Annotated in this window: 20 protein-coding genes and 1 pseudogene; 12 read left to right on the plus strand and 9 right to left on the minus strand. The window is 71.5% G+C overall.

The features are described 5' to 3' along the window. The first annotated feature begins 12 nt into the window (after nt 1–12). On the plus strand, nt 13–1212 hold the full coding sequence (locus tag ACZ4XD_RS16820; RefSeq protein ID WP_468042734.1) for a MarP family serine protease: 1200 nt from the start codon (nt 13–15) through the stop codon (nt 1210–1212). A 121-nt stretch (nt 1213–1333) separates the two neighbouring features. Here ACZ4XD_RS16820 and ACZ4XD_RS16825 read toward each other — a convergent pair whose 3' ends face one another. The 7 genes from ACZ4XD_RS16825 to ACZ4XD_RS16855 all read right to left on the minus strand — a co-directional run bounded on the left by ACZ4XD_RS16825 (nt 1334) and on the right by ACZ4XD_RS16855 (nt 10827). Continuing rightward, nucleotides 1334–1531 (minus strand): hypothetical protein, encoded by a 198-nt coding sequence (locus ACZ4XD_RS16825; RefSeq protein WP_468042736.1) that lies wholly within the window; start codon nt 1529–1531, stop codon nt 1334–1336. Nucleotides 1532–1778: 247 nt separating this feature from the next. Next, nucleotides 1779–2717: an alpha/beta fold hydrolase gene (locus ACZ4XD_RS16830; protein ID WP_468042738.1), complete on the minus strand. Its 939-nt coding sequence runs from the start codon at nt 2715–2717 to the stop codon at nt 1779–1781. Continuing rightward, complete coding sequence (locus ACZ4XD_RS16835) at nt 2714–3172, minus strand: phage holin family protein (RefSeq protein WP_018089969.1); 459 nt, start codon at nt 3170–3172, stop codon at nt 2714–2716. Before ACZ4XD_RS16835 ends, ACZ4XD_RS16830 begins: the two co-directional genes overlap by 4 nt. Nucleotides 3173–3216: 44 nt before the next feature. Then, a complete protein-coding gene (gene nhaA, locus ACZ4XD_RS16840; RefSeq protein WP_468042740.1) occupies nt 3217–4611 on the minus strand; it encodes a Na+/H+ antiporter NhaA in 1395 nt (464 codons plus the stop codon). 376 nt (nt 4612–4987) lie between these two features. Further along, the gene (gene acs / locus ACZ4XD_RS16845; protein WP_042150544.1) at nt 4988–6952 is read right to left on the minus strand and encodes an acetate--CoA ligase; all 1965 of its coding nucleotides are present in this window, start codon (nt 6950–6952) and stop codon (nt 4988–4990) included. Between the two features lie 148 nt (nt 6953–7100). Then, nucleotides 7101–9431, minus strand: coding sequence for a bifunctional SulP family inorganic anion transporter/carbonic anhydrase (locus ACZ4XD_RS16850; RefSeq protein ID WP_468042743.1), 2331 nt, complete (start codon nt 9429–9431; stop codon nt 7101–7103). 409 nt (nt 9432–9840) lie between these two features. Then, nucleotides 9841–10827, minus strand: coding sequence for an ATP-binding protein (locus ACZ4XD_RS16855; RefSeq protein ID WP_468042745.1), 987 nt, complete (start codon nt 10825–10827; stop codon nt 9841–9843). A 101-nt stretch (nt 10828–10928) separates the two neighbouring features. On the opposite strand from ACZ4XD_RS16855, the gene ACZ4XD_RS16860 reads away from it, so the two are divergent. Then, entirely contained in the window at nt 10929–11813 is an 885-nt protein-coding gene (locus tag ACZ4XD_RS16860; protein WP_468042747.1) for a Fic family protein, read from the plus strand. Between the two features lie 369 nt (nt 11814–12182). On the opposite strand, the gene ACZ4XD_RS16865 is transcribed toward ACZ4XD_RS16860, so the two are convergent. Further along, nucleotides 12183–13091, minus strand: coding sequence for an HAD family hydrolase (locus tag ACZ4XD_RS16865; protein WP_468042749.1), 909 nt, complete (start codon nt 13089–13091; stop codon nt 12183–12185). A 463-nt stretch (nt 13092–13554) separates the two neighbouring features. On the opposite strand from ACZ4XD_RS16865, the gene ssd reads away from it, so the two are divergent. The 7 genes and pseudogenes from ssd to ACZ4XD_RS16900 form a co-directional block, all read left to right on the plus strand. Further along, on the plus strand, nt 13555–14793 hold the full coding sequence (gene ssd, locus ACZ4XD_RS16870; protein WP_468042751.1) for a septum site-determining protein Ssd: 1239 nt from the start codon (nt 13555–13557) through the stop codon (nt 14791–14793). After that, nucleotides 14790–15956 carry a TadA family conjugal transfer-associated ATPase gene (locus ACZ4XD_RS16875; RefSeq protein ID WP_468042753.1) on the plus strand — a complete coding sequence of 389 codons (1167 nt, stop codon included), beginning with the start codon at nt 14790–14792 and terminating at the stop codon, nt 15954–15956. Before ssd ends, ACZ4XD_RS16875 begins: the two co-directional genes overlap by 4 nt. Beyond that, a complete protein-coding gene (locus tag ACZ4XD_RS16880) occupies nt 15953–16873 on the plus strand; it encodes a type II secretion system F family protein (RefSeq protein ID WP_468042755.1) in 921 nt (306 codons plus the stop codon). The genes ACZ4XD_RS16875 and ACZ4XD_RS16880 overlap by 4 nt, the downstream gene beginning before the upstream one ends. Nucleotides 16874–17189: 316 nt before the next feature. Beyond that, complete coding sequence (locus ACZ4XD_RS16885) at nt 17190–17729, plus strand: type II secretion system F family protein (protein WP_468042757.1); 540 nt, start codon at nt 17190–17192, stop codon at nt 17727–17729. Between the two features lie 116 nt (nt 17730–17845). Next, entirely contained in the window at nt 17846–18037 is a 192-nt protein-coding gene (locus ACZ4XD_RS16890; RefSeq protein ID WP_078885580.1) for a DUF4244 domain-containing protein, read from the plus strand. Next, nucleotides 18024–18419: a TadE family type IV pilus minor pilin gene (locus tag ACZ4XD_RS16895; RefSeq protein WP_423610025.1), complete on the plus strand. Its 396-nt coding sequence runs from the start codon at nt 18024–18026 to the stop codon at nt 18417–18419. The genes ACZ4XD_RS16890 and ACZ4XD_RS16895 overlap by 14 nt, the downstream gene beginning before the upstream one ends. After that, nucleotides 18394–18666, plus strand: a pseudogene (locus ACZ4XD_RS16900) (Rv3654c family TadE-like protein); the annotation flags it as partial. The gene ACZ4XD_RS16895 and the pseudogene ACZ4XD_RS16900, both read left to right, overlap by 26 nt. 288 nt (nt 18667–18954) lie before the next feature. Here the strand turns inward: ACZ4XD_RS16900 and ACZ4XD_RS16905 are convergent. After that, nucleotides 18955–21399 (minus strand): DEAD/DEAH box helicase, encoded by a 2445-nt coding sequence (locus ACZ4XD_RS16905; protein ID WP_468042760.1) that lies wholly within the window; start codon nt 21397–21399, stop codon nt 18955–18957. Between the two features lie 81 nt (nt 21400–21480). Between ACZ4XD_RS16905 and bldG the strand changes: the two genes are divergently transcribed. From bldG to ACZ4XD_RS16920, 3 genes are all read left to right on the plus strand, one after another. Then, the gene (gene bldG / locus ACZ4XD_RS16910; protein WP_018089983.1) at nt 21481–21822 is read left to right on the plus strand and encodes an anti-sigma factor antagonist BldG; all 342 of its coding nucleotides are present in this window, start codon (nt 21481–21483) and stop codon (nt 21820–21822) included. A gap of 110 nt (nt 21823–21932) precedes the next feature. After that, the gene (locus ACZ4XD_RS16915; RefSeq protein WP_042150523.1) at nt 21933–22370 is read left to right on the plus strand and encodes an ATP-binding protein; all 438 of its coding nucleotides are present in this window, start codon (nt 21933–21935) and stop codon (nt 22368–22370) included. A 978-nt stretch (nt 22371–23348) separates the two neighbouring features. Further along, nucleotides 23349–25754 (plus strand): sodium-translocating pyrophosphatase, encoded by a 2406-nt coding sequence (locus tag ACZ4XD_RS16920; protein WP_468042763.1) that lies wholly within the window; start codon nt 23349–23351, stop codon nt 25752–25754. Nucleotides 25755–25926 lie beyond the last annotated feature (172 nt).

Genomic DNA, 25926 nt, shown 5'->3' on the forward strand with positions numbered 1-25926 from the left:
ACGGTGTCCGGCGTGAACGTCCTGGACATTTTGCTGCTGGTCGCGGCCGTGTGGTTCGCCATCATCGGCTATCGGCAAGGCTTCGTCGTCGGCATCCTGTCCGTGATCGGCTTCCTCGGAGGCGGCTTGATCGCGGTCTATCTGCTGCCGGTGATCTGGAACGAGATCACCGGGGAGGCGACCCCCGGTACCTTCGCGGCCATCGCAGCAGTGGCCATCGTGATCGTGTGCGCATCCGTGGGCCAGGCGCTCACCACCCATCTGGGCAACAAGCTGCGCCGCCACATCACGTGGTCACCGGCGAGAGCGCTGGACGCCACAGGCGGCGCGCTGGTCAACGTCCTGGCGATGCTGCTGGTCGCCTGGCTGATCGGCTCGGCGCTGGCCGGCACCTCCCTGCCGACGCTCGGCAAGGAGGTCCGTAACTCCAAGGTGCTGCTCGGGGTGTCCCGGGTGCTGCCCCCGCAGGCCGGCACCTGGTTCGCGGACTTCTCCTCGGTCCTCGCCCAGAACGGCTTCCCGCAGGTCTTCACACCGTTCTCCAACGAGCCGATCAACAATGTCCCGGCGCCCGATCCCCGGCTGGCCACCAGCCCGGTCGCGGCGCAGGCCAAGCGCAGCATCGTCAAGGTCGTCGGCACGGCCCCCAGCTGCGGCAAGGTTGTGGAAGGCAGCGGTTTCGTCTTCGGCCGGCACCGCGTGATGACCAACGCCCATGTCGTCGGCGGAGTGCGCGAGCCCACCGTCCAGGTGGGCGGCGAGGGCCGTACGTACGACGCCAAGGTCGTGCTCTACGACTGGCGGCGCGATATCGCGGTCCTGGACGTGCCCTCGCTCCGGGCCCCGGCGCTGCAGTTCACCGGCGCCGACGCCAAGAGCGGCAACAGCGCCATCGTCGCCGGCTTCCCGGAGAACGGCGGCTATGACGTCCGCGCGGCCCGGGTTCGCGGCCGCGTCCAGGCCAACGGCGCGGACATCTACAAGCGCGGCACGGTCGGCCGCGATGTCTACTCCCTCTACACCACGGTCCGGCAGGGCAACTCCGGCGGCCCGCTGCTCACCCCGCAGGGCAAGGTCTACGGCGTCGTCTTCGCGAAGTCGCGGGACGACTCGCGCACCGGCTATGCGCTGACCGCCGACGAGGTCCGCGAGGACGTCATCAGGGGGCGCAAGGCCCAGCAGCAGGTCGACAGCCAGGGCTGCGCGATCTAGGGCCACTCCGGTGGGCGGGTCATGGGCCCGGCCACCGGACGGGCCTGGCGGTCCGGAGGATCACTGCCGTCCGCCGACGGGGTGCGGGAAGTCCCGCGCCGGACGTCGGCGGGCCGAGGAGTCAGGTACGGGTATGGCGTAGTCGCGCACTCATCCAGCGCGCTCTGCGGCGCAGGATGCGCGGAATCCCCATCGGGTGCGCCGGGTCGGGGGATACGCCGGACCTGAGGTCCGGGGTTTCCCTTTCCTGAGTACCCACGGAAACGGTACTGCTGCGGCGGTTGCGTGCCACGTCACGGTAGTCGTGCGTCCAGCCCATACCCTCGACTCTGCCCGTGGCCCAAGGTCCGTAACCGCCCCGGGGACCGCCAATTGGCCTATGCGCCGGGCAAGTGGCTGTTCGTCATACGCGCGTTCGAGTCGGGTGCACGGCTGCTCCGCCGAGCGGTGCGGAAAGCCCGCTCAGCGGTCCGCGGAGGGCGGGGACGAACCGGTTCACGCGATGGGTTCAACAGGCCGCCCCGGGGGCATCGTTGCTCTCCGCCCGACCCCGGGACGGCGGCCCGTCACCGGTCCGGTTCCGGGTCCTTCAGCCAGTTGATCAGCTCCGTGGAGAACGCCACCGGGTCCTCCTCGTGCGGGAAGTGCCCCAGACCGTCGAAGAGCCGCCAGCGGTACGGCGCCTCGACGTACTGGCCGGAGCCGGCCGCGCTGCGGGTGCGCATCACCGGGTCGAGCGAGCCGTGCAGATGCAGCGTCGGGACCCGTACGGGCATCTTCATCCGGCGGTTGAACTGGAGACCGTCGGGGCGGGCCATCGAGCGCACCATCCAGCGGTACGGCTCGATCGAGCAGTGCGCCGTCGAGGGGATGCTCATCGCCCGCCGGTAGACCGCCAGCGCGTCGTCGTCCGGCAGCCGGGGACCGGACCAGTCGCGGATCATCCGGCCCACCAGCGCCGCGTCGTCCGCCGTCAGCGCGCGCTCCGGCAGCCAGGGGCGCTGGAAGTTCCAGATGTGCGAACTCCGGGCGCTCTGCCGGACGTCGGCGAGCATCGCCGAGCGCCAGCGCCGCGGATGCGGCATCGAGGACACCGCCAGCCGGCGCACCAGCTTGGGCCGCATCACCGCCGCCGTCCAGGCGAGATAGCCGCCCAGGTCGTGGCCGACGAGCGCGGCGTCCGGCTCTCCCAGGGACCGTATGACGCCGGTGATGTCCAGGGCGAGGTTCGCCGGGTCGTAGCCGCGCGGGGTGCGGTCGCTGCCGCCGACGCCCCGCAGATCCATCGCGACCGCCCGGAAGCCCGCCTCGGCGAGCGCCGGCATCTGGTGCCGCCAGGTCCACCAGAACTGTGGAAAGCCGTGCAGCAGCAGCACCAGGGGGCCGTCGCCCATCTCCGCGATGTGGAAGCGGGCGCCGTTGGCCGCGACGTCGCGGTGCGACACCTCGTCCCCGCTGGGGAGGTCGATCCGTACGACCGAGGCGGTGCTGTCAGGGGCTGTCATACCGATGAGCGTGTCACAGACTCCAGCACCGGGTGCTCCACGGGCGCCACACGCGGGTGCGGCTTGGCCTTCTGGAGTACGGCCGCGGTCTCCTTGGCGGAGTTGATCGACTTCTCCGGCTTCTTGATCTTCTTCATCTTGGCCATCGCGATGAGGGCCAGCAGTCCGGCGAGGACCAGGAAGGCGCCCCCGACGATCAGGAAGGACCAGGCGAGCCCGAGACCGAGGTTGTGGATGCCGTACGCCGCCGCGAAGCTCAGCACCGGCAGCGCGAACAGCGCCAGTGCGCCGGCCACCATGAACGCGGCACTGCCGATGCCGGCGCGCTTGGCGTCCTGCCGGAACTCCGCCTTGGCCAGCGCGATCTCGTCGTGCACCAGCGCGGACATTTCGGCGGTGGCCGTGGCCACCAGCTGTCCGAGGCTGCGGTCCGTGCCGTCGTGCACTGCGCTCATCGCCGTCTCCCTCATCTCTTCACCCGGATGCAAAGCCTCTCAGATCATGCCGGACCATCGTCTCCGGCATGCGAGTCGGAGGCCACTTCGGCAAGCCGCCGGTGCTCAGCGGCCTTGGCTTCGTGGATTGCCGCCATCCGCAGGTGGTATTCCGGCTTGTCGAGTTCGTAGACGTCGGGGATGCCGTCCTGGTCCTCGTCCCGCTCCTCGTCCTCGCACAGCTTCTTGTACTTGGTGTTGCGGAGCTTGAGGAGGATGCCGGCGAAGACGGCCGCCAGCAGCGAGCCGATCAGCACCGACGCCTTGATCTCATCGGTCAGCACCAGGTCTCCGGCGAAGGCGAGTTCGCCGATGAGCAGGGAGACCGTGAAGCCGATGCCCGCCAGAGAGGCGACGGCGAAGACATCCGGCCACTTGAGGTCGGGGTTGAGCTCGGCCCGGGTGAAGCGGGCGGTGCACCACGTGCCGCCGAAGATGCCGAGCGCCTTGCCCACCACCAGGCCGAGCACGACCCCGAGCGTCTCCGGCCGGGTGAACACCTCGTGGACCGCGCCGCCGGATATGGACACGCCCGCGGAGAACAGGGCGAACAGCGGGACGGCGAAGCCGGCCGAGAGCGGGCGGACCAGATGCTCGATGTGCTCGCCCGGGGACTGGGTCTCACCGTCGCGCCGGGTGCAGCGCAGCATCAGGCCCATGGCGACGCCGGCGATGGTGGCGTGCACCCCGCTGTTCTCCATCAGGCCCCAGATGACCAGGGCGAGCGGGACGTAGACGTACCAGCCGCGGACACCCTTGCGCAGCAGCAGATAGAAGAGCACCAGGCCGGCGACGGCAAGGCCGAGCGCCAGAAAGTTGATCTTCGAGGTGAAGAAGATCGCGATGATCAGGATCGCGAAGAGGTCGTCGACGACGGCGAGGGTGAGCAGGAAGGCGCGCAGCGCGGCGGGCAGGGACGTGCCGATCACGGCGAGTACGGCGAGCGCGAAGGCGATGTCGGTGGCGGTGGGGACCGCCCAGCCCTGGAGCGAGCCGCCGCCGATGCTGTTGACCACGAAGTAGACGGCCGCCGGCATCGCCATCCCGCAGAGCGCGGCGACCACGGGGAGCGCGGCGGCCTTGGGGTCACGAAGCTCGCCGGCGACCAGTTCGCGCTTGAGCTCGATGCCGGCGACGAAGAAGAAGACCGCGAGCAGCCCGTTGGCGGCCCAGTGCTGGAGGGACAGGTCCAGACCCAGCGCGGCCGGTCCCAGATGGAAGCCGCGGACCGTCTCGTAGCTCTTGCCGAGGGTGTTTGCCCAGATCAGAGCGGCTACGGCGGCGGCGAGCAGGAGGACGCCGCCGACGGTTTCGGCGCGTAGCGCCTCCGCGATGAAGTTCCGCTCGGGCAGGGACATCCGCCCCAGGAAGGGGGTGCGGCGGTTCCGGGGGGCGCTCATGAGCGGGCCTCGCCGCGCTCGGCGGGACGGTGGGCGCGCGGCGCGCACTTCTTGATCGTTTGCTTGCTTCGCGCGCTCACTGGGTGACCTCCGGCTTTCGGCAGCTGTGTACGGCTGTTGCAGTTGCCGACCAGACTTCCCGGCGCACCCAGAGTTTTAGCGTGTCATTGACGCGTGTCCCACTGTACCGGGCGGGCGCGAGCGGCTATCCGGTGGTCTCACTTTACGGTCAATTCGGGCGCCGGGCCGCCGGAGGGACGGGACGCCGCCGGGGTGCTCCTCGCCGCGATGCCGCCGGGAAGGCGGGCCGCCTGGGCCACGGCAAGGGGGGCATCCGGCCACGGCGGCCGGATGCCCCCTCCGTGCGCCGTCCCGCTCAGTCCTCGCTGGCCGCGCTCGGCAGCTTCGCCTGGATCAGGTCCATGACCGAGGAGTCGGTGAGGGTGGTGACATCACCGAGGTCGCGGTTCTCGGCGACATCGCGCAGCAGCCGCCGCATGATCTTGCCGGACCGGGTCTTGGGCAGCTCCGCGACCGGCAGGATCCGCTTGGGCTTGGCGATCGGGCCGAGCTGCTGGGCGACATGGGCGCGCAGCTCCTCGACCAGGCCCTCGTCCTCCGCCGCACCGCCGCGCAGGATGACAAAGGCGCAGATGGCCTGGGTGGTCTGCGGGTCGGCGGCGCCGACGACCGCGGCCTCGGCCACCTTCGGATGCGAGACCAGCGCCGACTCCACCTCGGTGGTGGAGATGTTGTGGCCGGACACCAGCATCACATCGTCCACCCGGCCGAGCAGCCAGATGTCGCCGTCGTCGTCCTTCTTGGCGCCGTCGCCGGCGAAGTACTTGCCCTCGAAGCGCGACCAGTACGTGTCGAGATAGCGCTGGTCGTCGCCCCAGATCGTGCGGAGCATGGCCGGCCAGGGCTCGGTCAGGACGAGGTAGCCGCCGGCGCCGTCGGGGACCTCGCGCGCGTCGTCGTCCACGACCGTCGCGGCGATACCGGGCAGCGCCACCTGAGCCGAACCGGGCTTGGTCGCCGTGACGCCCGGCAGCGGGCTCAGCATCATCCCGCCGGTCTCGGTCTGCCACCAGGTGTCGACGATCGGTGTCTTGTCGGCCCCGATGTGCTTGCGGTACCACATCCACGCCTCGGGGTTGATGGGCTCGCCCACCGATCCGAGGACGCGCAGCGACGACAGATCGAACTTCGCGGGGATGTCGTCGCCCCACTTCATGCAGGCGCGGATCGCGGTCGGCGCGGTGTACAGGATCGTCACGCCGTACTTCTGCACGATCTCCCACCAGCGGCCCTGGTGGGGGGAGTCGGGCGTGCCCTCGTAGAGCACCTCGGTCGCGCCGTTGGAGAGCGGGCCGTAGGTGATGTACGAGTGGCCGGTCACCCAGCCGACGTCGGCGGTGCACCAGAAGACGTCGGTCTCCGGCTTGAGGTCGAAGACGGCGTGGTGGGTGTACGACACCTGGGTGAGGTAGCCGCCGGTGGTGTGCAGGATGCCCTTGGGCTTACCCGTCGTGCCGGAGGTGTAGAGGATGAACAGCGGGTGCTCGGCGTCGAAGGCCTCGGGCGTGTGCTGGTCGCTCTGCCGGTCGACGATCTCGTGCCACCACACGTCGCGGCCCTCGTGCCAGTCGACGTCCTCCTGGCCGGTGCGGCGTACGACGAGGACGCTGCGGACGTTCTCCGTGCCGGGCTTGGTCAGTGCGGCGTCGACGGCGGGCTTGAGGGCGGAGGGCTTGCCGCGGCGGTAACCACCGTCGGCGGTGATCACCACACGGGCGTCCGCGTCGTTGATGCGGGTCGCCAGGGCGTCCGCCGAGAAGCCGCCGAAGACGACCGAGTGCGGAGCACCCAGGCGCGCACAGGCCAGCATGGCGATGACCGCCTCCGGGATCATCGGCAGGTAGATGGCGACCCGGTCGCCGCTGCGCACGCCCAGCTCGGTCAGCGCATGGGCGGCCTTGGAGACCTCGCGCTGGAGCTCGGCGTAGGTGATCGCGCGGGTGTCGCCGGGCTCGCCCTCGAAGTGGATGGCGACCCGGTCACCCAGGCCGTTCTCCACATGCCGGTCCACGCAGTTGTACGCGACATTGAGCTTGCCGTCGGCGAACCACTTCGCGAAGGGTGCGTTGGACCAGTCGAGGGTCTGCGTGGGAGCGGTCTCCCAGGACAGGCGTTCGGCCTGCTCGGCCCAGAAGCCCAGCCGGTCTGCCGCGGCCTGCTCATACGCGGCAGCCGTGACGTTGGCGTTCGCGGCCAGATCGGCGGGCGGCGGGAACCGCCGCTCCTCCTTGAGCAGGTTGGCCAGGCTTTCGTTGCTCACGACATCTCCCAATCCCAGGGCGTCCGATGTGTCCCCAGGTCATAGCTCATCAGCCCGCGCCCGGCCCTGACAAGGGCTGTGGACAATTATTGGTGTAGACCTTTCGTTCAGGGTGTGTTCAGGGGCTATTGAGGAGACGCCGCGCAGGTCAGACCGTGACCGGCGCAGGTTCGCCGCGCACCGCGCAGAACCGCCCGGCGGCCTCGTCGAGCACATATGCCTGGGCCTCGCCGACATGGAAATACATGCCGTGCAAGGTCAGTGTGCCCTCGGCCGCCCGGCGGGCCACACACGGGTGGGCCCGGAGGTGGTCGAGCTGTTGCATGACGTTGACGAGCGCCAGCCGTTCCTGGTCATCACTCACCGGGCGTTCGCTGAGGGCGACTTCACCCCGGCCCAGCCGTCCGATGCGCTGCATACGGGCCAGGCTCGGCCGGCCGTGCCGCAGCCAGCGGGAGAGCGGCGTCGGCTCGGCGTCCTGTGGTGCGGCGGCGCCCAACAGGGCCCCCATGGCGCCGCACCCCGAGTGGCCGCAGACCGTGATCGAGCCGACCCGCAGTACCTCCACCGCGTACTCGATCGCCGCGCCCACGGAGTCGCAGGAGGAGTCCGAGCCGGGCGGCGGCACCAGGTTGCCGACATTGCGCACGGTGAACAGATCGCCCGGCCCGCTGGACGTGATCATGCTCGTGACCAGCCGGGAGTCGGCACAGGTCAGAAACAGCTGGGTGGGCCGCTGGCCCTCACGCGCCAGCCGGGACAGCTCCTCGCGCACCAGCGGAGCCGTATGGCGCTGGAACGCGGAGACCCCGCCCAGTAGTTGGCTGCCGCTGCTCTCCGGCACCGCCGCCGGGTCCGGGGCGGGCCGGGTGCAGTGATGGTTGCGCCAGGGCGTCCACGGCCGGCAGGAGTGCGCACCGGCCTGCGCGGCGAGCGGCCGGCCCGAGCGGCCGCCGAGCGTCACCCGGCCGCCGTGCGCCCGGTGGGTGGCCGACCAGGACTGAAGCGCCTCGTAGGCGGCGTGGTCCATGAACGAACCGCACAGCTCGACGACGACATCGGTGTGCGCCGGCACCTGCGCCAGCGCCCGGCTCAGCCGCGGCACCGCCAGGAACGTCAACTGCCCGCTGACCCGCACCCGGTGGCCGTCCGCCTCCTCCGTGACCGTGACACGGGTGTGCGTCAGCCGGCGCAGCGCCAGGAAGACCGCGACCGCGATGCCCGTCGCCACACCCTGGAGCACCCCGAAGAGCACGACGCCGCCCAACGTGGCCGCATACACCGGGAATTCGCGGTGCCGCTGGACATGCCGGATGTGCGCGAAGCTCACCATCCGCACGCCGACGACCATCACCAGCGCGGCGAGGGCGGCCAGCGGAATCAGCTCCAGCGCCGTGGCCAGCAGGCCCGCGCACAGCAGCACCCACACGCCGTGCAGCACGGTGGCACGGCGGGTGACCGCGCCGGCCCGCACATTGGCCGAGCCGCGGATCGCGCCCCCGGAGATCGGCAGCCCGCCCAGCAGCCCGGAGACCGTATTGGCCACGCCCTGGCCGGCCAGCTCACGGTTGAGCCGCGCGCGCCCTGTGGGAGCGCCCGGACGTTCGGCCGCCAGCCGGTCCACGGCCACCGCCGACAGCAGTGACTCCATGCTGGCGACGAGGGTGACGGTCAGTACCGCGGCGGCAAGGGCCGGAAGGGAATCGTCCGGAAGCACCGGCAGCTCGGGCATCCGCCAGGACGGCAGCTCCACCCGCGCCACCTCCGTCCCCGCGCTGACGGCCGTCGCCGCGAGCACGGCGGCCAGCGGGGCGGGCAGCACCCGCGCCCAGCGCCCGGCGCGGCCCGGCAGCCGTCCCCAGCCGAGGAGTACGGCGACGGTGACGGCGCCGATCAAGAGGGCGACGGCGTGCGGGTGCGCCAACTGGTCCGGCAGCGCGGCGGCGTTGTCGAGCGCCGAGCTGTCCGGACTGCCGCCGAGCACCACATGGAGCTGGCCGAGGGCGATGGTGGCCCCGATGCCGGCCAGCATGCCGTGCACGATCGCCGGGCTGATGGCCAGCGCCGCGCGGGCCACCCGCAGGGCGCCCAGGGCGAGTTGGGTGAGGCCGGCCAGGATCGTGAGGGCGCAGGTGGCGCGCCAGCCGTAGCGCTGGACCAGATCGGCGGTGACCACCAGGAGGCCGGTTGCCGCCCCGCTCACCTGGAGCGGGGTGCCCCCGAGGAGGCCGGCGACGATGCCGCCGACGACCGCGGAGACCAGCCCGGCCTGGAGGGGGGCGCCGGTGGCCAGGGCCAGGCCCAGGGACAGCGGGACGGCGAGTAGGAAGACGACGACCGAGGCGGAGAGGTCCCGGCGGGCGGCCCGGCCCTTCTCCACAGGGGAGCCGGGCTCGGACGGCGTACGGGGCTCGGGAGGGATCTCGGTGCGGTGTGATGTGCGCGGCGGCTGCGGCGGCGACTTCTCGGTCTGCGGCATTCCCGTCTCCTCCGGGGCGACGCGGTCGCGCGGGGCGCGATCGTGGGGCGGCGGTGTACTGCGGCGGGACGTGAGCCGACCGGCGGGCATCACGGTCGGGTGATGTTCCGGTGACTCTCAAGCATCGGTAAATGAACCGTAATGAGAGGTAAAGGTAAGGAGAAGCTTTTGCGGGCATTCGCCGCAATGCATCCCTCTATCTGGTGAATATGGCGACTTCCGCCTTGTGGTTTTCCGACCTCTTTCCTGGCGCGTGAAGGTGGTGCGCGGTGAGTCCGGTCCCTCACCGGGAGGGGCGCTCACCGCCGCTGCGCATGACATCGCCGGCCGCTGAGTCGCGACGCGGAACGGGCTGCCGCCCGGGCGAACCGCCCGGGCCGGTGGCGCCCGCCCCGCGTCGTCCGGCAAGTCAGGCGGGCTGAGGGGTGGCCGCTCCCTCGGAGAGCATGAAGGCGGGGTCGACCTGCGCGGCGAGATCGACTCCGGTCTTCGCATTGCCCCAGCTCTCCGCGTTCTTCAGGTGGAAGTGCACCATCTGCCGGGTGTAGCGCTCCCAGTCGCGGCGCCCGTAGGCGGCATCGGCGGTGTGGTGCAGCGTTTCCAGGGCCTGCCGGTTGACCTCCTCCAACTGGTCGAAGCGGGCCGGGCGGCCCTTCTCCATGGCGCGCACCCAGTCGGAGTGGCCGACGGTGACCAGCAGATCGTCGCCGGTCTCGTCGCGCAGGAACGCCAGGTCCTCCGGGCCCTGCACCTTGTTGCCCACGACCTTCAGGGGGACGCCGAAGTCCCGTGCGTATTCCTTGTACTGGCGGTAGACGGCGACGCCCTTACGGGTCGGCTCGGCGACCAGGAAGGTCATGTCGAAGCGGGTGAACATCCCGGAGGCGAAGGAATCCGAACCGGCCGTCATGTCGACGACGACATACTCCTCCCGGCCGTCCACGAGGTGGTTCAGGCACAGCTCCACGGCGCCGACCTTGGAGTGGTAACAGGCCACGCCGAGATCGGACTCGGTGAACGGGCCGGTCGCCATCAGCCGCACGGTGCCGGCGTCGAGCTCCACCGTCCGGACGCAGGCGTCGTAGACGGGGTTGTCCTCACCGACCCGCAGCAGTCGCGAGCCCTCGCCGGGAGGGGTGGTCTTGATCATTGATTCGGCGGACGGGATCCGGGGATTGCTGCCCCGCAAGTAGTCCTTGATCAGTGGCAACTGGGCACCCATCGCGGGAAGCGCGGCGGCCTCCGCTTCGTCGAGGCCGAGCGCGGCGCCCAGATGCTGGTTGATGTCGGCATCCACGGCGATCACGGGGATCCGGGAGGCGGCGAGATGTCGGATGAACAGGGAGGACAGGGTGGTTTTGCCGCTGCCGCCCTTGCCTACGAAAGCGATCTTCATGTTCACCAAGGGTAATCTTGATCTCGCTCAGGGTGAGAGGGCTGCGTGAGGAAGACCACTCCTTCGAGGGGTCCGGCCTGGTGGTGCGTAGGGTCGTACCCATGGCTGGAATCTCCCGGGGGACGCCCCCCGAACCCCCACAGGCGAGCGCCGACCCGCTCGTGACCCTGGCCTCGCTTCCGGGAGTCGCCGACTCCGTGGACTCCGTACGCAAGGGCGTCGACCGGGTCTACGGGCATCGGGTCATGCGACGCCGCAGCAACGAGGTGACGTCCGAGGCGGCGCTTCGCGGAGCGCGTGGTTCCGCGGCTCTTTCAGGGGCCGACTGGGCGCTCGAAGAGGTCCGGCGCCGCACCGACTTCGGCGTCGAGGGCGAGCCGCGCACGGTCGGCGCGGCCCTGCGGCTCACCGCGGAGGCCGGGCAGCTGCTCAGTGTGTGGCGGCAGTCGCCGCTGCGGGTACTGGCGCGGCTCCATCTGGTGGCCGCGTCCGGCGGGGGACGAAGCGCCGATGAGGCCGGCCGGGCGGCCGACGACACGGTGGGGCGGCCCCGGCTGGGCGCGGAGCCGGTGAACGAACCGCTCATCGAGCTGCCGCTGCCGGATGCCGACGAGGTCGCCGGACGGCTGGACGGGCTGGCGCGGCTGCTCCTCGCGGGCAGTGAGGCGCCGGCGCTGGTCACCGCGGCGGTGGTGCACGGTGAGCTGCTCGCCCTGCGGCCGTTCGCCACGTGCAACGGGCTGGTCGCGCGGGCCGCGGAGCGGATCGTCCTGATCGGCAGCGGACTGGACCCGAAGTCCATCTGCCCCGCCGAGGTCGGGCACGCCGAACTGGGGCGCGCGGCGTATGTCGCGGCCCTGGAGGGCTATGTCTCGGGTACCCCGGAGGGCGTCGCGGCGTGGATCGCGCACTGTGGGCGCGCGGTGGAACTCGGCGTACGGGAGAGCACCGCCGTCTGTGAGGCGCTCCAGCGCGGCGCGGCATAACGGGCGGCGGGACGAAACCCTTTGGGCGACGCTCGAAGAATTCCGGAAGGATTGCTTCATTAGCCCCTGAACAAGGGTTGCGGCGGTACCAATCGGTGGTACCGCCGCTGGCATGTCTGCCGGGTTACCAAGCGTGCTCGAATATTTGCCCATCAGGCCGGAATCTTTGTCCGGTTACCTGGTGCGGCTGGCCCGTAATCGACGGGTCGGCGTCGCGTGGGTGCCCGACATTCATGCATCGGTCCGTGGGCCACTTCCTGCGTTAAAGGTGTTCCTCTCGGATGTCCTTGGTCTCGCGGGCCGTTAAGTCCTTTGTACTCCTCGGGCGGGGGAAGCGGAACCCCGTGCCTCAGATCTTTACGTTTGACTTCAAACGCGGGCATTACGGGCGACGCGGCCGCTCCGGCCAATAAGGCCGAGGCGCGGCTTTGTGGTTTTCCGCCGGCTCGCGTACCAGACCAGCGTCGCCGTCGCCGTGGCCGCTCCCACCGCGGCCATCGCGGCGAGCACCGGCCGCGAGGGCATCGACAGCGTCGGCAGCCGCTGCTTGAGCGGGACCGGCCGGTTGAAGGAGAGAACCGGCCAACCCCGCGCGACCGCCTCGCGGCGCAGCGCCCGGTCCGGGTTGACGGCGAAGGGGTGGCCGACCGCCGAGAGCATCGGGACATCGGTGGCCGAATCGCTGTAGGCGTAGCAGCGCTCGAGGTCGTAGCCCTCGGACGCGGCGAGTTCCCGCACGGCCTCTTCCTTGGTCGGCCCATAGGCGTAGTACTCCACCTCGCCGGTGAAGCGGCCGTCCTCGCCGACGACCATGCGGGTGGCCACCACCCGGTCCGCGCCCAGGAGTTCACCGATCGGTTCGACGACCTCGGCACCGGAGGTGGAGACGATCACGACGTCCCGCCCCGCGGCATGATGTTCCTCGATGAGCGAGGCCGCCTCGTCATAAATGATGGGGTCGATGAGATCGTGCAGCGTCTCGGCGACGATCTCCCGCACCTGTGCCACGTCCCAGCCGCGGCACAGTGAGGAGAGATATTCCCGCATCCGCTCCATCTGATCGTGGTCGGCGCCGCCCGCCAGGAACACGAACTGGGCGTACGCGGTGCGCAGTACGGCCCGCCGATTGATCAGGCCGCCTTGGTAGAACGACTTGCTGAAGGTCAGCGTGCTTGACTTAGCAATGACGGTCTTGTCCAAGTCGAAGAACGCGGCAGTACGGGGAGTCGAGTGAGGCACGGAGTGGTTTTCCACGGGGCGAGCATAGGCGCCCACCATTCGGCGTAAGGTGTGGCGCGTGGGTTTGCCTGAGAAGCCTCTCGGGTACACCATGGAAGTCACGGATCGTTCGCGACCGTGCTAACCCGGTCCGGCTCCTCCCCCCCCGAGTCGGCCGTGGGGACGACCCCCGCTCTCCCCCCCGGCGGGGGTCGTCGCATGTCCGGACGCATTTTCCGCCACCGGACGCTGATCCGCACTTCTCCTGGCCTGCTCGGCGCCCGCGGTCTCTCCGCTTGCGGATCATTACGTACCGTAGTCAGCCTGCTGCTCTGCGGAAGACTCTTGGGCCCCAGAAGTACCGCCCGTCGCTGGAATAGGTGACAGGGATATCCACAGGCCCGGAGTTGTCCACAATTTTGGGTCAAGATCCACAAGTTTTTCCCGATCGGTGCAGCGTAAAAGTCCGCGAGTTCGCGGATACGCGAGTTGTGTAGCGATAGGGGGACGGAACGTGGCCGGAATGACGCCATCGGAACAACCGGTCCATACCGGCGAGGAGCGGGGCGGGCCGCTGATCATCACCGAGGACGAAAGACTCCTCGACGATCTTCTGCGGCTGTGTGCGGCGGCCGGGGCGCTGCCCGAAGTGGCGCACGGCCTGCCGGCCCGTAAAGGGGACTGGGAAGCACCGCCTCTGGTGATCGTCGGCGCTGACTGCGCGCCCCGGATGCGCGGGGCCGGACGCCGGGCGGGCGTGATCCTCACCGGGCAGGACGCGGACGATCCGGCAGTACTGCGGCTGGCCGTCGCCCTTGGCGCCGAGCGGGTGCTGGCCCTCCCCGACGGTGAGCGCTGGCTTGCTGACCGGATCGCCGATGCCGTCGAGGGCGTCGGGCCGCCGGCCTTGACGGTCGGCGTCCTCGGCGGCTGCGGCGGCGCCGGAGCGAGCACCCTGGCCGGCGCACTGGCCGTTACCGCGGCCCGTACGGGACGGCGCACGCTGCTCGTTGACGGAGACCCGCTGGGCGGTGGGCTGGACGTCCTGCTGGGCGGCGAGAAGGAGAAGGGCCTGCGCTGGCCCGCGTTCGCCGAATCACGGGGCCGGGTCGCCTGCGGTGCCCTGGCCGAGTCGCTCCCGCGGCTCCACTCGTTCCGGGTCCTCAGCTGGGACCGGGGCTCCGATGTCACCATTCCGCCCGCGGCCATGCGCGCGGTGATGGCCGCGGCGCGCCGGCGCGGCGGTGTCGTGGTGGTGGACCTGCCACGCAGGGTCGACGCAGCGGTGACGGAGGCCCTGGCCCAGGTGGACATGGGCCTGCTGCTCGTCCCTACGGAGCTGCGCGCGGTCGCGGCGGCGCAGCGGGTGGCCGCCGGGGTGCAGAAAGTGCTCGGTGATCTGCGCGTCGTGGCGCGCGGGGCTCCCGGAAGGCACGGACACGGCCTGCCACCGGACGAGATCGCCCGCCTCATGGAGCTGCCCTTGGCCGGTGAAGTGCCCTGGGAAGCCGGCCTGTTGGCCGATCTGTCGCGAGGGGTGCCACCGGGGGCGCAGGTGCGCGGGCCGCTGGCGAGGTTCTGCACGGCGTTCTGGGAGCGGATGACCGTGAGCGGGGGCGACGGTGGCGGGCCTGCGTCCGCCACGGGGACGGGACCGGGCGGTGGGCCGGGGTGGAGCACAAGGCCCGGGATCGGTGCGACCGGGCCGGCGAATGCGCCGATGGCTTCCCATGCGGTCGGCCGGGGCGGAGGCCGGGGATGAGCCAGGGACCGGACCTGCTGGAGGGGGTGCGCCGGCGGCTCGCCGAGGCCGGGGCGGAGCCGACGCCCGCGCGGGTGGCTGTGGCATTGCGTGAGCAGGGGCGGCTGTTGGGCGACGCCGAAGTGCTGGGCGTGGTGGCCGCGTTGCGGTCCGAGATGGTGGGCAGCGGGCCGCTGGAGTCGCTGCTGGCCGCGCCCGATGTCACGGACGTCCTGGTCACCGCGCCGGACGAGGTGTGGGTGGACCGCGGCGGTGGGCTGGAGCGTACGGACGTCCGCTTCCGGGACGCGGCTGAGGTGCGCAGACTCGCCCAGCGGCTGGCGGCGGTGGCCGGCCGGCGGCTGGACGATGCCCGGCCATGGGTGGACGCCCGCCTCCCGGACGGCACCCGGCTGCATGCCGTGCTGCCCCCGGTGGCCGTCGCCGGGACCTGTCTGTCCCTACGGGTGCTGCGGCCGCGGGCCTTCGACCTCGCGGAGCTGGTGGCGGCCGGCACGGTCCCGCCAGGTGGCGACCGGCTGCTCCGGGTGCTGCTGGCGGCCCGGCTGTCGTTCCTGATCAGCGGCGGGACGGGCTCCGGCAAGACCACTCTGCTCAGCACGCTGCTCGGCCTGGTCGGCCCCGCCGAACGGATCGTCCTGGCCGAGGACTCGGCGGAGCTGCGGCCGGACCACCCCCATGTGGTGCGGCTGGAGAGCCGGCCCGCCAACCAGGAGGGCGTCGGCCGGGTGACGCTGCGGGACCTCGTACGGCAGGCACTGCGGATGCGTCCGGACCGGCTGGTGGTCGGCGAGGTGCGCGGTGCCGAGGTGACGGACCTGCTCGCGGCTCTGAATACGGGCCATGAGGGTGGCTGCGGCACGGTCCATGCCAACGCCGCCTGCGATGTGCCCGCGCGGCTGGAGGCCCTCGGTTCGACCGCGGGCCTGGACCGTGCCGCGCTGCACAGTCAGTTGGCAGCCGCGCTCTCGGTCGTGCTGCATCTCGTACGCGACCGGACCGGGCGGCGCCGGATCGCCGAGGTCCATGTCCTGGAGCGGGACCGCGACGGCTTCGTGGTGACCGTGCCGGCCGCCGTCTGGAGCCCGGGCGGCTTCCGGGAAGGGCGCGGCTGGGAGCGGTTGAGGCAGCTGTGTGAGCGGGGCGGGGGTGCGTCCGGATGACGTTGGCCGGGGTGGCGCTGGTGGTTGCGGTGCTCTGCACGGGCGCCGCCCTCCGGTCGGCGGGTGGCCGGCCGGACGACGTACGGCGACGGGCCCGGGCGCTGCTCGGCGGGGACGGGGCAGCGGATCCGGAACGGCGATGGCCCGCCCGGTTGCGCGGCGAGGGGGTGCGGAAGTGGTGCGCGGGGCGGCTGGTCGAGGGGGACGGGGGACGCCGTTGGCGGCTCGGCCGCTGGGGAGACATCGGGCAGGAGGTCTGGTGTCTGCCGGTGGGGCTGGCGCTGGGGGTTCTGGGCGGATCCGTGTTCCCGGTGGCCGCCTCCGTGGTCGCGATGTTCCTCGTCCGCCGGTGGCTGGTCACCCGCGGCGCGGGGCGGGTGCGCGACAGGCAGGCCGCCGCGGTGATCGCGCTGTGCGCGGCCGTGGCGGGGGAGTTGCGGGCCGGGCGGCAGCCCGCGCAGGCCTTGCTCGCCGCGGGCGCGCCGGGTCTCGGACCGGCGGGCTCAGCGGTGCTGGCGGCCGCGCGGTACGGCGGGGACGTCCCCCAGGCGCTGCGGGTGGCGGCGCGGCAGCCGGGGGCCGCGGGGCTGACCGGTATGGCCGCGTGCTGGCAGGTGGCCGTGGAGGGCGGCGCGGGGCTGGCCTCGGGGCTGGAGCGGATCGCGGCGGGCCTCAGGGCGCAGCGGGATCAACGCGACGAGCTGCGCGCCCAGTTGGCCGGGCCCCGGGCCACCGCGCTGATGCTCGCACTGCTTCCGGCGGCCGGGCTCCTGATGGGCAGCGCGCTGGGCGCCGACCCACTGCGGGTGCTGCTGCACACGCCGGCCGGGTGGGGCTGCCTGGTGGTCGGCGGGCTCCTGGAGTGGGGCGGGGTGGCCTGGACGGCCCGGATCGTCGCGGCAGCGGAAGGCGCGTAGGAGGGGATCAGTTGTGAGTGTGGATGTTGTCCACAGGGTGGGGATGGCGGTCGCCGCCATGGCTGCGGTGTGGTGCGCCCTGGCGCTGGTACGGGAGGCACGCGCTGGACGTGCCGTACGGAGACGGCTCCCGTTGGTGTGGGCCGGCGGACAGGTTCGGCGCGACAGGGACGATGCCCGAACGGGGCCGTCTGCCCGAGGCCCATGGCAGCGGCGAACAGCGAGGGCGACGAACGGCGCACCACGGAACGGCCGACCGTTGGACTGGGCCGGGCCCCTTGGGGCGGCCCTACTCGTCTTCATCCTCCTCGGTGGCATGACGGGAGTCCTGGCGGGACTCGCCGTGGGCTACGGGGCACACCGTCACCTGGTCCGGCAGCGGGGAGCGGATGCGGTTCGGTCGGCGGCCGCGGAGGTGCGGGCGGAGCTGGCGCCGGCCGGCGATCTGCTGGCGGCCTGCCTCGCGGCCGGGGCCGGACCACGGGAATCGGCCGAGGCGGTCGGCCGCTCGCTCGACGGGCCGGTCGCCGAGCGACTGCGCCAGGTGGCGGCGGAACTGCGCCTGGGCGGTGAACCGGCGGTCGTATGGCCACGGTTGGCCGCGCTCCCCGGCGCCGAAGGGCTGGCGCGCTGTATGGAGCGCGCCGGGATATCCGGGGTACCGGCCGTCGAGTCGGCGTCCCGGATCGCCGTCGAACTCCGGGCGGAGCAGGCCCGGACGGCGACCGCACAGGCCCGACGGGCCGGGGTGCTGGTCACCCTGCCGCTGTCGGCGTGCTTCCTGCCGGCGTTCCTGACGCTCGGGGTGGCACCCGTGCTGATCGGCCTGGCGGGCGGTCTGCTGGGACGTAACTGAGCGGCGGACGCATGGCGTTCATGGGCCGGCGTGGGTGCCGGTGTCGCACCAGAAGTCAAAGATCAGTGGCCCTTCCCAGGGGCCGTTCAAAGGGGGTTCGAATGTTTCGGGGCGGAATGTTGCGACGGTGGTGGGCGAAGCTGCGCGCGATCGGGGGCGATGACCGGGGGATGACCACGGCGGAGTACGCCGTCGGGACTCTCGCGGCCTGCGCTCTCGCCGCGGTGCTCTACAAGGTCGTGACGAGTGGACCGGTCCAGGCGTTGCTTCGGTCGACGCTTGAGAGGGCGATCAATGTGCAGTTCTGACGGCGGTGCCCCGGGCCTGCGGGCTCGGGGCGCCCCGCGGGCTCACGATGCCGGATTCGTGACGGCGGAGACGGCAGTGGTCATACCCGTCCTGGTGGCGGTGGTGGCGGCGCTCATCTGGGGGCTGATGGCGGTCTGCGCCCGTATCGAGTGTGTGGACGCGGCGCGGGCCGGGGCGCGTGCCGCGGCGCGGTCGGAACCACGGGCGGCGGTGATCTCGGCGGCCCGGAGCGCGGCTCCACGGGGCGCGCGGATCGCCCTGGCACGGGAGGGCGCGCTGGTGCGCGTACGGGTCGCGGCCGAGCTGCCCGGTGTGTGGCGGCTGACGGCGCAGGTCACGGGGGAGGCGGTGGCTCTTGCGGAAGAGACGGTACGGCGATGAGGGCTCGGCGACGGTCTGGACGGTCTTCGCCGCGGCGGCGCTCTGCGCGGTCTTCGTGGCCCTGATCGGTGTGGGCCAGGCCGTCGCGGCGCGACACCGGGCGGGTGGCGCCGCGGACCTGGCGGCGCTGGCCGCCGCGGATCATGCTCTTCAGGGCCCGGCCGTGGCCTGCGCGGCGGCCCGTCGGGTGGCGGCCGCGCAGCACACCCGCCTGGTGCGCTGCGCGGTGACCGGGCAGGTCGCCGATGTCTCGGCCGAGGCGGGCAGCCGCCCGTTCACCTCCCGGGTACGGGCCCGGGCCGGACCACCGGGGCGCGATGACCCGGCGCGGCCACGAGCCGAACCAGCCCCGGCCACGACGGTCCGCGCCCGGGCCACACCGGCCCCGCGGCTCCGCCCGCGACCGCGGCTCGGTCCCGCCACACCGGCCCCGCGGCTCCGCCCGCCACCCCGGTTCGGTCCCGCCACACCGGCGTCCCGGCGACGCCCCGTGGCGCAGGCACCCCCACGAGGCCCCGCCGTGCCGGCACCCCGCCTACGCCCCCTGCCGCGCCCCGCGCAGCAGCTCGCTCAGCAACCGGATGGCTCCCCGCTTGTGGAGCGGGTCGTTGCCGTTGCCGCACTTGGGCGACTGGATGCAGGAAGGGCAGCCGGCCTCGCATTCGCAGGAGGCGATGGCGTGACGGGTGGCGGTGAGCCAGTCGGCGGCCGTGTGGAAGGCGCGTTCGGCGAATCCGGCGCCGCCCGGGTGGCCGTCGTAGACGAAGACGGTCGGCAGGAGGGTGTCCGGGTGGAGCGGCACGGAGACGCCGCCGATGTCCCAGCGGTCGCAGGTGGCGAAGAGCGGCAGCATGCCGATGGAGGCGTGCTCCGCGGCGTGCAGGGCGCCGCCCAGCTGCTCGGGATTGACCCGGGCGGCGTCGAGTTGGTCCTCGGTGACCGTCCACCACACCGCGCGGGTGCGCAGCGTTCGGGGCGGCAGATCGAGCTTGGTCTCGCCCAGGACCTCGCCGGTGATCAGCTTGCGGCGCAGGAAGGAGACGACCTGGTTGGTGACCTCGACGGACCCGAAGCAGAGCCGGGCGTCGCCCCAGGGGATCTCGGTGTCGGTCTCCAGGATGGTGATCGCGGTGGTGTCCCGGGCGGTCGTGGAATAGGGCGGGCTGGCCTCCTCGACCAGCGCCACGTCGTCGGCGAGATCGAGCTGCTGCACGACGTAGGTACGGCCCTGGTGGAGGTGCACCGCGCCGTCGTGGACGGTGGTGTGCGCGGCGGCGGCATCCACGGTGCCCAGCAGCCGCCCGGTCCCGGCCTCCACGATCTGCACCGGCGAGCCGCCCTGCCCACGGATGTCGGTGAGGTCGGCGGCGCGCTCGCGGCGCGTCCAGTGCCAGGCCCTGGCCCGCCGGCGCAGCAGGCTCGCGGCCTCCAGCTGCGGCATCAGCCCGCCGGCCGCGGGCCCGAAGAGCGGGAAGTCGGATTCGGTGAGCGGGAGTTCGGCGGCGGCCGCGCACAGGTGCGGGGCGAGCACGTACGGGTTGTCGGGGTCCAGGACGGTGGACTCGACGGGCTGGTCGAAGAGCGCCTCGGGATGGTGGACGAGATAGGTGTCCAGCGGGTCGTCGCGGGCCACGAGCACGGCGAGCGCGCCCTGCCCGGAGCGGCCCGCCCGCCCGGCCTGCTGCCACAAGGACGCCCGGGTCCCCGGATATCCGGCGATGACCACGGCGTCCAGACCGGAGACGTCCACGCCCAGTTCGAGCGCGGTGGTGGCGGCCAGGCCGAGCAGCTCACCGCTGTGCAGGGCGCGTTCCAGGGCGCGGCGTTCCTCGGGCAGATATCCGCCCCGGTAGGCGGCGACCCGGCCGGGCAGCGAGCGGTCCACCTCCGCGAGCCGCTCCTGCGCGATCAGCGCGATCAGTTCGGCGCCGCGCCGGGAGCGGACGAAGGCGACGGTGCGTACGCCCTGGACGGCGAGATCGGTGAGCAGATCCGCGCTCTCGGCGGTGGCGGTCCGGCGGACCGGGGCACCCTGCTCGCCGTGGAGTTCGGTCAGCGGCGGTTCCCACAGCGCGAAGACCAACTCGCCGCGCGGCGAGGTGTCCTCGGTGATCTCCACCACGGGCAGCCCGGTGAGCCGGGTCGCGGCCCGGCCCGGTTCCGCGGCCGTGGCGGAGGCGAGCAGAAAGACCGGCTCGGAGCCGTACCGGGCGCAGATACGGCGCAGTCGGCGGACGACCTGCGCGACATGGGAGCCGAAGACACCGCGGTAGCTGTGGCATTCATCGATGACGACATAGCGCAGCGCCCGCAGGAAGGAGGACCAGCGGGGGTGCGACGGCAGGATGCCGCGATGCAGCATGTCGGGGTTGGTCAGGACGTAGTTGCCGTACTGGCGGACCCATTCGCGCTCCTCGACGGGGGTGTCGCCGTCGTAGACCGCCGGCCGGACGGCTGAGCCCAGCGGGGCGGCCAGATCGCGTACGGCGCGCCGCTGATCGGCCGCCAGTGCTTTCGTGGGGGCCAGATACAGGGCTGTGGCCCCTCTCCCGTTCGGGGCCTCGGAGCCGTCCAGGAGCGTGGAGAGGACCGGCGCGAGATACGCCAGGGACTTCCCCGAGGCGGTGCCGGTGGCGACGACGACCGATTCGCCGCGCAGTGCGTGTTCGGACGTCCGTGCCTGGTGAGCCCAGGGACGCTCGATTCCGGCCGAGCGGATGGCAGCGATCACTTCCGGCCGGATCTGTTCCGGCCAGTCGGCATGGCTGCCGATGCGTGGGGGCAAGTGCTCCGTATGAGTGATGCGCGCAGCGCGGGTCGCGCCCCGGGCGAGACGTTCGAGAATCATGCCTGGGGACGGGCGCGCGCCCGCATCCGGCGGGAGTGGATTGGAGGCCATCGGCACCGAGTGTGTCACCGGAGTGACGGACAATGCTGAAAGGGCGTCGTGCACGCCCGCTGGTAAGTGATTGAATGCCATGGCGGCTGCCAGATCCGCCCCTACCTTCGGTGGGGAGGCCCCAGGGGGGCGACCGCTCGATAGCAAGGTGCTGGAGGATCCGTGGACCTGTCCCTGTCGACCCGGACCGTTGGCGACCGTACGGTCGTCGAGGTCGGTGGCGAGATTGATGTATACACCGCGCCCAAGCTGCGGGAGCAGCTGGTCGAGCTTGTGAACGACGGAAGCTACCACCTCGTGGTGGACATGGAACGTGTCGACTTCCTGGACTCCACTGGGCTCGGCGTGCTGGTCGGCGGACTCAAGCGGGTGCGTGCCCATGAGGGCTCGCTGCGCCTGGTCTGCAACCAGGAGCGCATTCTCAAGATCTTCCGTATCACCGGACTGACCAAGGTGTTCCCGATTCACACCTCGGTCGAGGAAGCCGTCTCGGCGACTGACTGACGGTCTTGCCGGTCCCCCGCGCCACCAGGCGCGGGGGGAGGAAGAAGTGGGGGGTACCGGACGGAGGTCCGGCCCCCTGCGTCGCACGCCCGCATAACGAGGGGGATGGCATGGCCACCGTCGAACTTCGCTTCAGCGCCCTTCCCGAGCATGTCCGCACCGCGCGTCTGGTCGCGGCTGCTGTGGCACGGCGGGCGGGAGTGGACGAGGCCGTGCTGGACGAGGTGCGGCTCGCCGTCGGTGAGGCGTGCAGCCGGGCCGTGGGCCTGCACGAGAGCCATGACATCGCCGCGCCCGTGCGGGTCCTGCTGATCGAGGACGAGAAGAAGTTCTCGATCGAGGTGGGCGACGGGGTGACCGGCGACTCCGGTACGGCGCGGGGCGCCGACGCGGCCGAGGGCGTCGCGGAGAGCGACGCCGAGGGCGAGGACGAAATGGGCCTCGCCGTGATCAGCGGGCTGGTCGACGATGTCGAGGTGACCGCCGGCAAGGACGGCGGTCTGATCCGCATGACCTGGCCCACCACGACGACCGCGGTCCTGCCGTAGGGCTTCCGGTCCGACGGCCCCGTCAGCGGGGCACCTCCCAGCCGTGCTGTCCGTAGGTGAGGCGGCATGACCCGTCACGTCGGCAGTTCACGGTTCAACCACGCGCCGAAGTCCAACCACGCGCCGAAGCTCAACCACGCGCCGAGGCCCCGAGGGCGATGACGGCGGCTGTGGCGGCCTCGCCTCACGAGGACGACGCCCCGGAGCACGAGATCGCTGGAGAGGCGCCCATACGGCCTTCTGCCGCGCTCAGGCCCCATGAGGCCGCCGGTCTCCCTGAGACCTTCCGATGGCTCCGCCCGGTGAGGGCTCTGGCCCCGTTCGCCTGAGGCGCTCGGGCGCTGCCGCCCCCGCCTCGTGCCCGCTCCGCCTCGCCGCCCGCCCAGGACTGCCCCCGCGCCCGCCCAGGACCGCCGCCGCGCCCGCCTCGCACCGCCCCCACCCCGGACGTCCCGGCACACACCCCCGGACCGCCCCCTCAGCCCCTCAGTCCCCTCAGTCCCCTCAGCCCCCGCCGCAGCCTCCCCCGTACCGGATGGTCCCGGTCTCCGCTCCCGTCTCATGCGTTGCGATCCGGACTCGATCTGACGGCGCTTCACGGGGTGCCGGGGAGGGGGCCGTGCGGCCCGGGTCACCCGTTCGGCCGTAGGTGGGTGGATCAATTCTCTCCGGTGTCACGCGCACCTCAATCGGCCCATTCGCCGAGGGCGCGTCCTTGAGCAGCGGCGATCAGTGGGCGGTCCATAGGCGATCAGTACGACAGAGAGATCATCGGGCGGTGGTCAGCGAATTCGTGGCTTTCCTTCGTCCGGGCGAATTCCGTACCGCGTCGGCCTTTTGATCTTCGCCGCTACCGGCGAATTCCCTTTGACGCGTACTGTTTTGATCAACCGCGGCTCCCTACAATCCGTCCACATCTTGCTCAGGACGCCTGAGCGTGCTTCCGCGCGCCCATGTGCCAAACGTCAAGGAGGACGAATGGCGGGGCCTTACACCCCTCAGTTGCTTGACACCCCCACTTTTCTGGCCGGGCCGTCACTTACGGCGGGCAACCGCGGCATCGTGCTGGTGATCGCCGTGGTCGCCCTGGCGGCGCTGGCTGTCGCGGCGGTGCTGGTCCGCCAAGTGCTCGCGGCCGGTGAGGGAACCGACAGTATGAAGAAGATCGCGGCGGCCGTGCAGGAAGGCGCAAATGCCTACCTGGCCCGGCAGTTGCGGACCCTCGGTGTATTCGCCGTCGTGGTGTTCTTCCTGCTCATGCTGCTGCCTGCGGACAATTGGACGCAGCGCGCCGGACGCAGCGCCTTCTTCTTGATCGGCGCCGGATTCTCGGCGGCCACCGGCTATATCGGCATGTGGCTCGCCGTACGCAGCAATGTGCGCGTCGCGGCGGCCGCCCGGGAAGCCACTCCGGCCGAGGGCGAAACCAAGAAAAAGGATCTTACGGCCGTCTCGCACAAGGCTATGAAGATCGCTTTCCGTACCGGTGGCGTCGTCGGAATGTTCACCGTCGGGCTGGGACTGCTCGGGGCCTCCTGCGTGGTGCTCGTGTACGCGGTCGATGCGCCCAAGGTGCTGGAGGGCTTCGGTCTCGGCGCCGCGCTGATCGCGATGTTCATGAGGGTCGGCGGCGGCATCTTCACCAAGGCCGCGGACGTCGGCGCGGACCTCGTCGGGAAGGTCGAGCAGGGCATCCCCGAGGATGACCCGCGCAACGCCGCGACCATCGCGGACAACGTGGGCGACAACGTCGGTGACTGCGCCGGTATGGCCGCCGACCTCTTCGAGTCGTACGCGGTCACCCTGGTCGCCGCGCTCATCCTGGGCATGGCGGCCTTCGGCGACGCCGGGCTGGCCTTCCCGCTGCTGGTCCCGGCCATCGGTGTGCTCACCGCGATGATCGGCATCTTCGTGGTCGCGCCGCGGCGCAGCGACCGCAGCGGCATGACGGCCATCAACCGCGGCTTCTTCATCTCCGCGGGCATCTCGCTGGTCCTGGTGGCCGCCGCGGTGTTCACCTACCTGCCGTCCAGCTACCAGGGACTGAAGGGCGTCTCCGACGTCGAGATCCTGAGCACCAGCGGCGACCCGCGGATGCTGGCGCTGGTGGCGGTCGCCATCGGCATCGTGCTGGCCGCGCTGATCCAGCAGCTGACCGGCTACTTCACCGAGACCAACCGACGGCCCGTACGGGACATCGGGAAGACCTCGCTGACCGGCCCGGCCACGGTCGTGCTCTCCGGTATCTCGATCGGCCTGGAGTCGGCCGTCTACTCGGCGGTGCTGATCGGTCTGGCCGTCTACGGAGCGTTCCTGCTGGGCGGCGCCTCCATCATGCTGGCGCTGTTCGCGGTGGCGCTGGCCGGCACCGGCCTGCTGACCACTGTCGGCGTGATCGTGGCGATGGACACCTTCGGCCCGGTCTCCGACAACGCGCAGGGCATCGCCGAGATGTCCGGTGATGTCACCGGTGACGGCGCGAAGGTGCTGACCGACCTGGACGCGGTCGGCAACACGACCAAGGCCATCACCAAGGGCATCGCCATCGCGACGGCCGTACTGGCCGCGGCCGCGCTCTTCGGCTCGTACCGGGACGCGATCGCCACCGCCGTACGCGGCGTCGGCAACGCCGCCACCGGCATGGGCCTCAGCCTGGACATCTCGCAGCCCAACAACCTGGTCGGGCTGGTCCTCGGCGCCTCGGTCGTCTTCCTGTTCTCCGGGCTGGCGATCAACGCGGTCTCGCGGTCGGCGGGCGCGGTGGTCTTCGAGGTGCGCCGGCAGTTCCGGGAGCGCCCCGGGATCATGGACTACAGCGAGAAGCCCGAGTACGGGCGGGTCGTGGACATCTGCACCAAGGACGCGCTGCGTGAGCTGGCCACTCCCGGGCTGCTGGCCGTGCTCACCCCGATCGCGGTCGGCTTCTCGCTCGGCGTCGGCGCGCTCGGCTCGTTCCTGGCGGGTGCGATCGGCACCGGCACGCTGATGGCGGTCTTTCTCGCCAACTCCGGTGGCGCGTGGGACAACGCCAAGAAGCTGGTCGAGGACGGGCACCACGGCGGCAAGGGCAGCGAGGCGCATGCCGCGACGGTCATCGGTGACACCGTCGGCGACCCGTTCAAGGACACCGCGGGCCCGGCCATCAACCCGCTGCTGAAGGTCATGAACCTGGTGGCGCTGCTGATCGCCCCCGCGGTGGTCAAGTTCTCCTACGGCCAGGACAAGAGCACCGGCGTCCGGCTGGTGGTCGCGCTGCTGGCGATCGCCGTCATCGTCGGTGCGGTCTACGTCTCCAAGCGGCGCGGAATCGCCGTGGGTGACGAAGACAACTCCGAAGATCCGGAAAGCATCGCCAAGTCGGCCAAGACGGCGGTGGCGTCCTAGCCGCCGAGGAGCACCAACAGGGCGCGCGGACCGCTCAACTGGGCGGGTGGACGGCGTATTTTGCGGACGCCGGCCACCCGCCTTCCGTGTGCCCGGGTGGCCCTGCGGTCCTTGGTGCAAATGGCTGCAATGAGGGCAGGGCGGGATGCCCGACCGGTGGGCCGGGCCCTTT

The organism is Streptomyces sp. NPDC029466, from assembly GCF_055574515.1.